9 protein-coding genes and 1 pseudogene are annotated in these 12,724 nt (G+C 74.7%); 6 read left to right on the top strand and 4 right to left on the bottom strand.

Annotated elements, in window-relative coordinates; genetic code table 11:
* Positions 1-104: 104 nt before the first annotated feature.
* The 4 genes from H0H10_RS03235 to H0H10_RS03220 form a co-directional block, all read right to left on the bottom strand.
* A complete protein-coding gene (locus H0H10_RS03235) occupies positions 105-953 on the bottom strand; it encodes a nucleotidyltransferase domain-containing protein (RefSeq protein WP_188179255.1) in 849 nt (282 codons plus the stop codon).
* A gap of 200 nt (positions 954-1,153) precedes the next feature.
* The gene (locus tag H0H10_RS03230; RefSeq protein ID WP_188179254.1) at positions 1,154-1,720 is read right to left on the bottom strand and encodes a GNAT family N-acetyltransferase; all 567 of its coding nucleotides are present in this window, start codon (positions 1,718-1,720) and stop codon (positions 1,154-1,156) included.
* Positions 1,721-1,783: 63 nt separating this feature from the next.
* Positions 1,784-2,488, bottom strand: a complete 705-nt coding sequence (locus tag H0H10_RS03225; protein WP_188179253.1) for a response regulator — start codon at positions 2,486-2,488, stop codon at positions 1,784-1,786.
* Entirely contained in the window at positions 2,485-3,663 is a 1,179-nt protein-coding gene (locus tag H0H10_RS03220) for a sensor histidine kinase (RefSeq protein ID WP_188179252.1), read from the bottom strand. The genes H0H10_RS03225 and H0H10_RS03220 overlap by 4 nt, the downstream gene beginning before the upstream one ends.
* Before the next feature lie 273 nt (positions 3,664-3,936).
* Here H0H10_RS03220 and H0H10_RS03215 point away from each other — a divergent pair, with 273 nt between their 5' ends.
* From H0H10_RS03215 to H0H10_RS03190, 6 genes and pseudogenes are all read left to right on the top strand, one after another.
* Complete coding sequence (locus H0H10_RS03215; protein WP_188179251.1) at positions 3,937-6,156, top strand: MMPL family transporter; 2,220 nt, start codon at positions 3,937-3,939, stop codon at positions 6,154-6,156.
* 169 nt (positions 6,157-6,325) lie between these two features.
* Entirely contained in the window at positions 6,326-7,045 is a 720-nt protein-coding gene (locus tag H0H10_RS03210) for a hypothetical protein (protein WP_188179250.1), read from the top strand.
* Between the two features lie 146 nt (positions 7,046-7,191).
* The gene (locus H0H10_RS03205; RefSeq protein ID WP_188179249.1) at positions 7,192-9,291 is read left to right on the top strand and encodes an ATP-binding protein; all 2,100 of its coding nucleotides are present in this window, start codon (positions 7,192-7,194) and stop codon (positions 9,289-9,291) included.
* Between the two features lie 67 nt (positions 9,292-9,358).
* Entirely contained in the window at positions 9,359-10,063 is a 705-nt protein-coding gene (locus H0H10_RS03200) for a response regulator (protein WP_188179248.1), read from the top strand.
* Positions 10,064-10,165: 102 nt separating this feature from the next.
* Positions 10,166-12,064, top strand: coding sequence for a SpoIIE family protein phosphatase (locus H0H10_RS03195; RefSeq protein WP_373566794.1), 1,899 nt, complete (start codon positions 10,166-10,168; stop codon positions 12,062-12,064).
* 336 nt (positions 12,065-12,400) lie between these two features.
* Positions 12,401-12,724: pseudogene (locus H0H10_RS03190) on the top strand (hypothetical protein); the annotation flags it as partial.

Genomic DNA, 12,724 nt, shown 5'->3' with positions numbered 1-12,724 from the left:
GCGGTCGGCCCCAGTCTTCGGCGGCAGAGGTGCTGCTGGCCGACGACCCGCACCGGGAGGCCGCCGGCCACCGGCCCTGAGCCCGGTGGGGGCGCCGGCCGCGGTCAGCGACGGTCGTCGAGCAGGTCGCCGATCCGCCGGTGCAGCTCGCGGGGGAGGTCGATCCCCCAGCGCTCGGCGGCCTCGGCGGCCAGGTCCCTGCTCCAGCGCCAGCTGTTCCGCGCCGCCGTTCGCACCTCCTGGCTCCGCGCCGCCGCCGTGGTCCCGGTGTAGCGGTCCCGGTCGGCCGCCGGCAGGTCCTGTTCCAGCGCCCGGCTGGGAGTGAGCCAGTGAGCGGTGGTGCCGCGCAGGAGCCGGCAGAGCTGGAGCTGCTGCGGGGCGATCACGGAGTGCAGCAGCGCGTGGGCGCGCGCCACCTCGCCGCGCGCGAGGACGTGGGCGAGCATCAGCGTCCAGTTCGCCAGCTCGTGGGTGAGCTGCCGGGCGGTGGTGACCGGCTCCGGCGGACGGAAGCGGGCCAGGCGCTCGGCCGCCCGGGTCAGCCGGCCCGTCCGGTCCAGCAGCACGGCCTTCTCGGGAGAGGGCAGGTGCACCATCCCCTCCCAGGTGGGAACCTCCTCGATGCCGGCGCCGGCGGCACAGATGTGGAACTCGCCGCGCATCAGGTCGTCGAAGACGACGGCGAGGATGCCGTACATGTTGGTGTAGGCGAGCTGGAGCGGCGCGAGCCGTGCCACGAAGGCGGGGCCGTCGAAGTCGTCGACGTGCTCGTCGCGGACGTAGAGGTACGCCTCGATGTCGGAGTGGGCGTCGGCCTCGCCCGTGGTCCAGGACCCGTAGAGCAGGACGCCTTCGAGGCGGGAGTCGGCCCGTGCCAGTTCCCGCAACCGCTCGATGCGGGCGTCCAGGGCGGGGCAGGCGGACGGGGCGGGGGAGGGGGAGGGGAAGGACATGGTGTCGTCGAGTCTCCTGAGTGAGCGTGCGGGGCACGGCGAAGCGGCCCGGCGGCGGCCGGGCGGGATGGCTGCGGACTCTGTCCGACTGCTCAGGAGACGCCCATGGCGGGGAGTGTATCGGGTGGGCGGGCAGCCCGGCGGGCGGCCTCGGTGGGGAGCCCCGGCGGGCAGCCCCGGAGGGCGGCCTCGGTGGCCGCTCAGGAATCCGTCCTCGCATCCGCGGCCGGACGCGGAGCCCCGGCGCGGAGCCGGTAGAGCACGCTCCGGCGCAGCGGCCCCTCGGGCACGCCCGGGTCGTCGAAGTCGTCGGCCGGATCGGTGGTCATGCCGATGCGGCGCATCACCGCCTGCGAACGCAGATTGGCCGCCGCCGTCACCGCGAGGACCTCCGGCAGACGCAGGTTCTCGAAGCCGAAGGCCACCGCGGCCCGGGCGGCCTCGGTGGCGTAGCCGTGTCCCCAGGCCGGGCGGGCCAGCCGCCAGCCGGCCTCCACACCGGTGAACGGCATGCCCTCCTCCACCGGATCGAGCCCCGTGAACCCGATGAACTCGCCGGTGGCGCGCACTTCCACCGCCCACCATCCCCAGCCTCGCCGGTCCAGGTCGGCCTGGAACCGGGCGGCCGAGGCGTTGCTCTGTTCCCGGGTGAGCACCTGCGGGAAGTACGCACGGACCACCGGGTCGGCGTTCAGCGCCGCCCACGGCTCCAGGTCGGATTCGCGCCATCCGCGCAGGACGAGACGGTCGGTTCGCAGCTCGGTCACCGCGTCAAGCTAGCCTGACCCCTCCCGCGGAGCGACCGAATATGACGACCCGTCCGCCCGCCACTAGCCCTGGGTGCCGACCTCGACCAGCCCCGTCTCGTACGCGGCGATCACGGCCTGGGCCCGGTCACGGACGCCGAGCTTGCCGAAGACGGCGGTGATGTGGTTCTTCACGGTGGACACACTGATGTCCAGCGCCCGCGCGATCTCCGTGTTGTCCAGGCCCCTGGCCATCAGCCGCCACACCTCCGCCTCGCGCGGTGTCAGCTCGCCCGAGTCCACGGCCACGGCGGGCGGCCCGGCGCGGTGCGGGGCCCTGACGTACGCGGCGATCAGCCGGGTCAGCAGCCGGGGCGCGACCGCGGCCTCCCCGGTGTGCACCACCCTGACCGCGGCGACCAGTTCCTCCGGCGAGACGTCCTTCGGCAGGAAGCCGTGGGCGCCCGCGCGCAGGGCGGCGACCACGTACTCGTCCATGTCGAAGGTGCTCAGTGCCAGCACCCTGCACCCGGGCAGTTCCCGCGCCAGCCGGGCGGTCGCGGCGACACCGTCGAGCACGGGCATCCGGATGTCCATCACGACGACGTCGGGCCGCAGCCGGTGCGCGAGGGCCACCGCCTCCTCGCCGTCCCCCGCCTCGCCCACCACCTCGAACGCCGGGTCGGGCGTGAGGATCAGCGCCAGTCCGCGCCGGACGAGCGGCTGGTCGTCCGCGATCAGCACCCTGATCGCCCGTCCGCCCACCGTGGCGTCCGCCGTCCCGTTCATCGCACCGCCCCCTCGTCGGTCTTCGTCGGCAGCCGGGCCGACACCCGGAAACCGCCCCCGTCCAGCGGACCGGCCTCCAGCGTTCCGCCGAGCAGCACGGCCCGTTCCCGCATTCCGACCAGACCGTATCCGGACCCGGTCCCGGCACCCGTATCCGGGCCCGTGCCGTCGTCCGACACCTCCACCACCATGCCGTCCGGCTCGTACGTCAGCCGCACGCGCGCCCGCGCCTCACCGGCGTGCTTGCGCGCGTTCGTCAGTGCCTCCTGGACGATCCGGAACACGGTCAGGCCCACGCTCGGCGGGAGCGGGCGCCGCTCGCCCCGCACGTCGAGCGTGGTGGGCAGCCCGGCCCGGCACGACTCGCCGACGATGCGCTCCACGTCCCCGACGCCGGGCTGCGGCGCGGTCGGTTCCTCCTCCGTCTCGTCCCCGGCCCGCAGCACGTCGAGCAGCTGTCGCATCTCGCGCAACGCCATCCGCCCGGCCCCCTCCAGGGTGACCAGGGCCTCCCTCGCCACCTCCGGGTCGCGGGCCAGGTTGGCCCGGGCGCCCCCGGCCATCAGCTGCATGGTCGTGATGTGGTGCGCCACGATGTCGTGCAGCTCGCGAGCGATGCGCCGCCGCTCGGCGGCCACCGCGCGGTCCGCGAGCAGCCTGCGGTTGGCCTCGATGTCCCGGTGCCAGTGGTTCATCACGGTCGCCGCGATGATCACGACCGCGCCGGCGGCGCAGTTGGCGACCAGATCGATGAGCGGCGGCGTCGGCCACGACCGCTGTCCGACCAGGGGCACCGTCACGGCGGCGAGCGACGCCGGCACCACCACGACCGCGCGCCGGGTGCGTACGACCGTGTAGAGCGCGACCACGACCGAGGCGTTGAAGTGCTGGGTCATCGGCACGACGAGGTTCAGTACCACCCCGAGCAGCAGCACCACGCCGAGGGTCGGCACCGGGGCACGGCGCCTGGCCAGCAGCGGCAGCGCGGACGCCACCATGAGCACGCACCCGGCCACCGGGACGTGCCCCAGCTCCCAGTGGCTGTTCAGCGTGAAGCCGATCAGGTCCACGGCCGCCGCGCCGACCGTGACCAGGGCGTCGTTGCGCGTCCAGGGCAGCGCGTCAGTGCCGGGCCGCGCACCCGGCACCCCGGGGGCGGGGGGCGAACTCGACATTCCGGTCCTCCGGTCCTCTCCGCAGCCGTTCCGGCGACCGCTGCCGGCGCCTCACACCCGTCGTCTCGTGACCCAGTCTCGCACCGGTCACCGGCCCCGCCCCGGGCCCGCGGGCCGATCCCGCTCTGGGACCAGGGTCCTGGCCGGCCCTCCCGCCCGGCCCACGCTCCCGGTCCCGTTCTCGTCCCGCACGCGGACGATGCGCGCCCCGTCCGCTGATGAGCTGGAAGCCCGCCGAGGACTCGGCGCACCCACCCGACGACGGAGGACGACGTGATCCGCGCCCTGACCGGGCTCTCCACCCGCAACCCCTGGAAGGTCATCGCCGCCTGGGCGGTGCTGGGCATCCTGCTGACCCTGCTCGGCCAGGCGCTGGTGCACCGCGTCACCCAGTCCCAGAGCGGCGACTTCCTCCCCGCGGAGTACGACTCGGCCGCCGCGCTGCGGGTCGCCGAGGAACGGTTCGGGACGAAGCCCGACGCCAACGCCGTGACCGTGCTCGTCGCACGCACCGACGGCAAGTCCCTCACCGCCACCGACCAGGACCGCATCGGCGCGATCGCCGACCGGCTGGGGCACCGCCGCGTCGAGATGCCGGAGCCCAAGGACGGCGATCCCGCGTTCCTGTCCGAGGACTACTCCCAGACCCCCCGGGTCGCCCCCGCCCTGGTGGCACCCGACCGCACCTTCGAACTGCTGACCGCGCAGCTGACCGGCAACTCCACCGACCCCCGCATGCACGACTTCTACCGTGCCTTCCGCGACCAGGTGAAGGACGAGTTCGCCGAGGCCGGGATGCGCACGGGATTCGCCGGCGGGCTGGCCGACCTCGTCGACACCACCGAGGCCGAGGAGACCACCACGATGGTCGTCGGTCTGGTCATGGTCGGCCTGATCGTGCTGATCAACATCCTGGTGTTCCGCAGTGTGGCGGCCGCGCTCGTGCCCCTGCTCGCGGTCTCCGTCGTCGGCGGCGCGGCCGCGGGTACGGTCGTGGGCACCGCGCTGCTCACCGGCGTCGAGCTCGACGCCTCCACGCCGAGCATGATCAACGTCGTACTCGTCGGCATCGGAGTCGACTACTTCCTCTTCCTCCTCTTCCGCTTCCGCGAAGAGCTCCGGCTCCGCCCCGACCGGCCGGCACGCGCCGTGGCCGCCGAGGTCGGCGCCAGGACCGGGACCGCCATCACCTCGGCCGCCCTCACCATCGTGGCGGCGTTCGCCACCCTCGGCGTCGCCACCTTCGGACAGTTCCGGGTGCTCGGCCCCGCCATCGCCGTGTCGGTGCTCGTCATGCTGCTGGCCGCCCTCACCCTGATGCCCGCCCTCCTCGCGGTCACCGGGCGCGGGATGTTCTGGCCCTCGCGTGCCCTCGGGCGCGAGCCCCGGCCGGGCACGGCCGCCCGCGTCGGCGACCTGGTGGCCCGCCGCCCGGCCGCGCTCGTGCTGGCCTGCGTCGCCCTGCTCGGCGCGCTGTCCGCCGGACTGGCCGGCATCCGGATGGACTTCGGCCAGACCGGCGGAGCGCACGACACGCCGGCCGCCGCCACCTCCGCGGAGATCGCCCGCGCCCTGCCCGCGGGGGTGTCCGACCCGGCCACCGTCTACATCACGGCGGACGACGGCCGGACCCTGACCGCACAGGCCCTCGACGCCCTGCCCACGGCCCTGGCGAAGGTCGACGGAGTGGGCCGGGTCGGCGAGACCGTCCTCACCGACGACCGCACCGCGGCCCGCATCGACCTCTACCTCAGCGTCGACTCCCAGACGCAACAGGCCCGCGACCTCGTCTCCGGACCCGTCCGCGACACCGTGGCGGCCCACACGCCCACCGGGGCCAAGGCCCATGTCGGCGGCACGGCCGCGATCTTCGCGGACGTCTCCACCGCCGTCGACCACGATCTGAAGATCGTGTTCCCGGTCGCCGCCGCGCTGATCGCGCTGATCCTGCTCGTGCTGCTGCGCAGCCTGCCGGCCCCGGCCGTGCTCATGGCCGCCGTGGGACTGGGCTTCGCCGCCACCCTCGGCGCCTCCGCCCTCTTCTTCCAGCACCTGATGGACGAGCCGGGCGTCAACTTCGTCCTGCCGCTGGTGCTGTTCCTCTTCGTGGTCGCGCTCGGCACCGACTACAACATCCTCATCGGCGACCGCATCCGCGAGGAGATGGCCCGCCCCGGACCCGCCCAGGCCGCCGTCGCCCGCGCCGTGCGCCACACCGCGCCCGCCATCGCCACGGCGGGTGTCGTCCTCGCCGCGTCCTTCGGCAGCCTCGCCGTCAACGCCGCCCCTTCCACCCAGCAGATCGGCTTCGCGACGGCGGTCGGCATCGTGCTGTCGGCCTTCGTCCTGTCGATCGTGCTGGTGCCGGCTCTCGCCGCCCTTCTCGGCCGGGGCATCTGGTGGCCGTTCCGTCCGGGCCGCTCCCGGGACGCCGGTCACCCCGCCGGGCCCGCTGCCGCCCACCCGCACCACGACAGCGTCTCCGTCCGCTGACGGGCCGGCCGGCCGCCCCGTCGTCCCCATGGGCCTCACGGTGCCTGTCCCGCCCGGCAGGACGGGACTCCCGCCCCATGCGCCCGGGACACCGGGACGGCCACGGTGGCCGGGTACGTCCGACAGCCGGCCGGTCGCAGGCCGGCCCGCACCGACCATGGGGGAAACCATGTCCGCTCCGCTGTCACACCCGCCCTCCACCGGGTCCGCCCCGGGGGCCGTCACCGTTCCTCCGGCGGCACCCCGTGGCGAGCCCCGCGGCTGGGCCTGGGGAGGCATCGTCACGGCGCTCGGCGGCCTCGCCGTGTTCGTCGCGTCCGGCCCGCTGTGGCCCTACGAGGATTCCGACATCGCCGACAACGCCCGCATGGTGGAACGGCTCGACGGCTCTGCCATGTGGTGGGTGTTCGTCACCCAGGTCGCGTTCACCGCGGCGGCGCTCGGCGCGGCGGTCTTCGGCGCGGGACTGCGGCGCAGGCTGGACCGGCAGTGCCCGGCGGGCAGCCTGGTACCGGCACTCGCCGGCCTCGGCATGCTCCTGGTCGCCGTGATGAGCCTGGTCGGCGCCGGCATGGGCACCGAGGCGTTCCACAACCTGCGGATGGCCGACGACACCGACCCCGACACGGTCGTCGGCGAACTGGCCCAGCTCGGCACCTACGGCTGGGCGTGGGCGGGACTGCTGCTCACCGCGGCCGCGCTCGTCGTCGCGGCCTTCCGGCAGGGCGCGGTGAGCCGGTGGATCGGCGTCGCCAGCCTGGTGTTCGGCCTCCTGCTGCTGGTCACCCAGCTGACCCCGTTCCAGTACATGGCCCTGTTCGTGGGCGTGCCGTACCTGCTGCTCCTCGGGGCGGCGTTCGCCTTCGGACGTAGCCGGCGCCTCGACTGACGCGGCCGGCCCGCCGACGGGCGCGGCGGCCCGCCTACGCCGTACACGGCAGCGGGCCCACCGCGTCGGTCGCAGTACGGGCACTCGTGCGGTGACAACCGCACCGTCTGCTGGGAGCCTTGCCCCGTGGGGGACGGGGAGCACGCATGACGGCCCGGCAGGGCACGCACGGCGGGGGCGGTCGGGCCTCCGCCGTCGCCGTGCTCGTGACGGCCTGGGGCCTCGCGGCCACGGCGCTGGTCCTCATGGTCCTGGCGGACGCGCCGTGGGACGCGACGCAGTGGTACTTCGTCGTGGACACCGCGGACGCGCTGGTGTACGGCCTGGTGGCGGCCGTCGTCCTGTCCCGGCGGACGCATCCGGTGGCCTGGCTGGTGGCGCTGACCGCGGTCGGCGGCGGCGTGGCCGCGGTCACCGCGCAGGCGGTGGCGCTGTGGGCGCGGGACCGGGACGCCGGGGCGCTGCCGCCGTCCTGGTCCGTGCTGCAGGGCACGGCCTGGGTGCCGGGGACGCTGGCCCTCCTGCTGGTCGTTCCCCACCTGCTGTCGGAGCGGGCGCCGTCCCGCGCGTCGCGGGCGGCGATCGCCGCGGGCGTCGTGCTGATCGCCGGACTGCTTGCGGTGCGGCTGACGGATCCGTGGCCGTGGCCCGCCGCGGAGCCGTACGCGCCGCTCGCCGTCCGTCACACCGGGTGGGCCCGATGGGCGGAGCCCGCACAGCGGATCCTGCTGGGCTGCGTGGTGGCGCTCGGCCTGGTCGCGGCGGCTCACGCGGTACGCCGCCGGATGCGGGACCCGGCCGGCCGGGGACTGGGCTGGCTCGCCATCGGCACGGCCCTGGTGGCGCTGACGTTCCTGCCCCTGGTGCTGTTCGCGGGCGAGGGGCCGGCCGCGCTGCGCCTGTTCACCCCCCTGACGCACCTGGCCTCCCAGGCGTTCTTCCCGGCGGCCGTCCTGGTGGTGGTGCTCGGCGGGCGGCTGTGGGGCATCGACCTGGTGGTCAGCCGGGCGCTCGTGTGGTGGCTGCTCACCGGCCTGCTCGTCGCCGGGTACCTCTGCACGGTCGCCGTGCTCGGGCTGCTGCTGCCGGGCGACGGTACGCCGGGCAGGGTGCTGGCGACGGCCGTGCCGGCGGCCGTCGTCCAGCCCGCGAGGAGCTGGCTGCAGCGCCGCGTCGACCGGCTCGTGCACGGGGAGGCCGCGGCGCCCGCCCTCGGCAAGGTCGGCCGCCACCTGGGCAGCGCGGCCGGTCCCGAGCAGGCGCTGACGGGCATGGCGGAGAGCATCGCCGCGTCCTTCAACCTGGGCTCGGTGCGGATCGTCGACGAGGACGGGACGACACGGGTCGCGGTCGGTGCCCCGGCGGGCGCCGAAGCCGTGGTCGTACCCCTCGTGGTCCGCCGCCGCACGGCCGGCCGCATGCTGGTGACGGCGCGGCCCGGCGAACGGCTCGACCGGCGCGCCCGGTCCGCCCTCGACGAGGTGGCGCCCGTCGTCGCCACCACCGTGCACCTCGCCGCCGTCACCCGCGAACTGCGCGAGTCCCGCGGCAGGCTCGCCGCCGCCCGCGACGACGAGCGCCGGGCCCTGCGCCGGGAACTCCACGACCAGCTGGGCCCCGCCCTCGCCGGGATCGGCCTCGGACTGGCCGCCGCCCGCAACCTGCTCCCGGACGACTCGCCGGCCGGCCCGCTGCTGGGCCGGCTGCGCCACGAGGTCGACGCGCGGGTCGAGGAGGTCCGCGTCCTCGCCCGCGGGCTGTTCCCGCCCGTCCTGACGGAACTGGGCCTGATGCCGGCGCTGCGCGAACTGGCGATGCGCCACGAGGCCGACGGCCTCACCGTCGTCGTACGCACCGACCGGACACCGGCCGCGGGAGAGGACGGGCCCGAGCCGCCCCGCGAGGTCTCCGGCACCGTCTACGCGGTCGTCGCGGAGGCGCTGCGCAATGTCGTCCGGCACGCCGGGGCGCGGACCTGCGCGGTCACCGTGGAGAACCGGGAGCCCGAGTTGCTCCTGGTGACCGTGGTGGACGACGGCCGCGGCATCGGCCCAGGGAGCCGTGACGGAGTGGGCACCCAGTCCCTGCGGGAACGGGCCGAGGCCCTCGGCGGCACGATCGGCTGGGAGCCCGGCGAGGACGGGCACGGTACCCGGGTCGTGCTCCGCCTGCCCCTGCGGCCGGGAGGGACACCGCGCGAGGGCCGGGGACGGACGGGCGCACCGGCGGGCGGAGGCCGGGCGTGAACGGCGGCTCCCCGCGCCGGGGCAGCCGGAACGGGACCCGGACGGGGCCGGACGGGGAGGCGGTGACATGGGAGCCGGCACCGAGCCGGTCGCGAGCGGACGGGAAGGCGCGGCGGAGCACCTGCGGATCGTCGTCGTGGACGATCACCCGGTGTTCCGCATGGGCATGACCGCACTGCTGGGCTCACTGCCCGGACTCGCGGTGGTGGCCGAGGCGGAGTCCATGGAGTCGGCGCTCACCGCCGCGCGCGTCTGGCAGCCGGACGTGGTCGTCATGGACCTGCACCTGGGCGACCGCGCGCCGTCCGGCGTCGCGGCCACGCGCGAGCTCCTGAGGATCCGGCCGGACACATCCGTCCTGGTGGTCACCATGCTGGACGACGACGACTCGGTGTTCGCCGCCATGCGGGCCGGGGCCCGCGGGTACCTCCTCAAAGGCGCGTCGCCCACCGAGGTGGAACGGGCCGTCCGGGCCGTTGCCAACGGCGAGGTGATCCTCGGCCCCGCCGTGGCCTCCCGGGCCGTCGCCCATCTGACCGGCAGGGCCCCCGCCGGCGGCGGCCCGGCCCCCCTGCCGGGACTGACGGCCAGGGAACACGAGGTCCTGGACCTCGTGGCCCGCGGACTGGACAACCTGGCGATCTCCCGGCGTCTGACGCTCAGCCCGAAGACCGTCCGCAACCACCTGTCCAACATCCTGGCCAAGCTGCAGGCGGCCAGCCGCGCCGAGGCGATCGTCCGCGCCCGCGAGGCGGGGCTCGGCGACGAGTGACCGGGTGCCTGCCGCCCGGCGGGCCTGCCCACCGGCTCGTCCCGGGCAGGTTCACTCCGGGTTCCGGGGGAACCCGACGGGGGCATCGGGAAGGTGAGGGCTGTGAGGCCACGCTGGACGAGCCACCGCCAGGACGAGGAACCCGGCCACGGAGAAGCGGACGGCGTTCCTGAGGCCGAGTTCGCCCGCGAGGTCCTGCGCGACCTCGGCGCCGGCGTCCTCACCCTCGACACGGCCGGCCGCGTCACCTCGGTGAACCCCTGGGCCGAGCGCCTGCTGGGCCGGTCGGCCCGGGAGATGGCCGGGCAGGACGCCCACGACCTGCTGCACCGCAACGCCGACGGCAGCCGCGTGCCGCGCGAGCGGTGCACGCTGCGCAGGCCGCTGTACCAGGCGCCCGCGGAGGAGGGCAGCGAGGAGTACTTCCTGCGGGCCGACGGCACCACGGTGCCGATCATCTGGACCACCACCCCGCTGATCCGCAACGGCCGGCGCGCGGGGCTGGTGGTCGTGTTCCACGACTTCACCCTGCACCGCAGCGCGGTCGAGGACACGGCGGCCCGGACCGCCGCGCTGGAGACGCTGACCACCCGCTTGCACCTGCTCGCGGAGGTCTCCACGGTGCTGATCACCACCGAGAGCACCCAGGGAACGATCCGCCGGCTGCTGCGGCTGCTGGTGCCGGAACTGGGCCAGTGGGCCGCGGTCGACGTGTGCTCGGCCCAGCGGGACGTCCTGGAACGCGTCGCCGTCCGCAGCAGCGAGCACCCCCACCGGGCCCGCCGGCTGCGCGGACCCGTGACGTCGCTGCCGGAACCGGCTCGCGTGGCGGTGAACCGGCTGATCAACGGCGACCGCCCGGTGCGGCTGACCGGCGACGAACTCCTCCACGACCCCGACGAACCCCTCGCCGCCACCCACCGGGTGCTGTTCGAGCGCCTCGGCGGGCACACGGCGGTCGCCGTGCCGCTGCGCACCCGAGGACGGTCCTACGGCATCCTGACCGTGGCACGCACCGGGGACTCGCCCGCCCACACCGACGCCGAGACGGCGCTGCTCGCGGACATCGGCCGCCGTGTCGGCCTCGTCATGGACAACGCCCGGCTCTACCACGAGCAGCAGAACGTCGCCGAGACCATGCAACGCCAGCTGCTCACCCCCCTCCCGCAGGTGAACCACGTCCGCATGGCCGCCCGGTACTGGCCCGCGGAGAGCGCCATGGAGGTCGGCGGCGACTGGTACGACGCCTTCCTGCTCGGCGACGGCGTCATGGCGCTGGTCATCGGGGACGTCGTCGGACACGACCTGAAGGCCGCCGCCCACATGGCCGAGGTCCGCAACATGCTCCGCGCCCTGGCCTGGGACCACCAGGAGCCCCCCAGCCTGGTCATGCACCGCCTGGACGAGGCGGTGACCAACACCAGCGACGCCCCGATGGCCACCGTCGTCTTCGCCCGGGTGGAGGGCCCCGAGGGCGGTCCCTGGCAGCTCCACTGGGTCAACGCCGGCCATCCGCCGCCCCTGCTGGTCATGAGGGACGGCGAGACCCGCTTCCTGGAGGGCGGCCACGGCCCGCTGATCGGCATGAGCGCCACGCTCCGCCTCGGACTGGACTGGCCCGACGCGCGTGAGGACCTGCCGCCGGAGAGCATCCTGCTGCTCTACACCGACGGCCTGGTGGAGAGCCGTGCCCGTCCCATCGACCTCGGCATGGCCAAGCTCCGCCACCACGCCGGCGTGCTGGCCCGACGGCTGGCGGGGCGGAGCATCGACGACTTCTGCGACGAACTGCTCGCCCGCATCGCGCCTCGCGGCGACGACGTCGCCCTGCTCGCCCTGGGCCTGCCCGCCGCCGGCGTCGGTGCCCCCGGCGACACGAGGCCGCCCCCGCCGGACCAGTCCACGTGCAGCCCCGCCGATCCCGAACGCGCGGCGCCCGGCTCACGCATGCAGGAGCCCGAGGTCCTCGACACGACACACGACGAGGCAGAGGAGGTGTGAGGGCCTGACGGACCGCCAAGCGCCCTCGCACGACGGATTGACCGCGCCACCGGTGAACGGCTGTGTCAGCTCCAACTCGACGGCCCGGCACGGGCGTTGGTCCTCGGAGGGGGAGGGTGGCGCGAGCACCGCGTCCGGTGGGGACCCCCTTGCACCGTACGCCGTTCGGCGGACCCGGAAGCCCCGGGAAAACCCCCCGTACGCCCTGGAGGTTCACCCGCCTGAGCGCTCCGAGTGGTGCGAGACGGGCGGCTGACTGACGGTAAATCACGTCAGGCCCGAGTTACCAGTGCTGACGAAGTGCCAGCTGCTCGGGCAGGACGGAAGGAACCTCAGATGCGTTCTGCTCGCAGGATCCTGGCCACAGCGGCGGCCTCGGCCGCCCTCGCGGTCGCCGTTCCCGGCGTCTCCGCGGTGGCGAGCGACTGGGACCACGACGACTCTTCCTACAGCAAGGAGAAGGACAACGGAAGCAGCCACGACGGCGAGAAGGACAAGGGTTACTCGAACGGCGGCAACGACAAGGACAACGGCTGCTCGAAGGGTGACGACGACAAGGACAAGGGTTACTCCAACGGTGACCACGGCAAGCCCCACGGCGGCGTGCACACCGGTGGCGGTGCCCTGACCTCGGTCAACGGGGGTGACACGGGTGGTTCC

Source organism: Streptomyces griseicoloratus, assembly GCF_014534645.1.
Taxonomy (GTDB): domain Bacteria; phylum Actinomycetota; class Actinomycetes; order Streptomycetales; family Streptomycetaceae; genus Streptomyces; species Streptomyces griseicoloratus.
The sequence above is the reverse complement of the archived record's forward strand: the minus strand, read 5'-3'. Positions and strand labels throughout refer to the sequence as shown.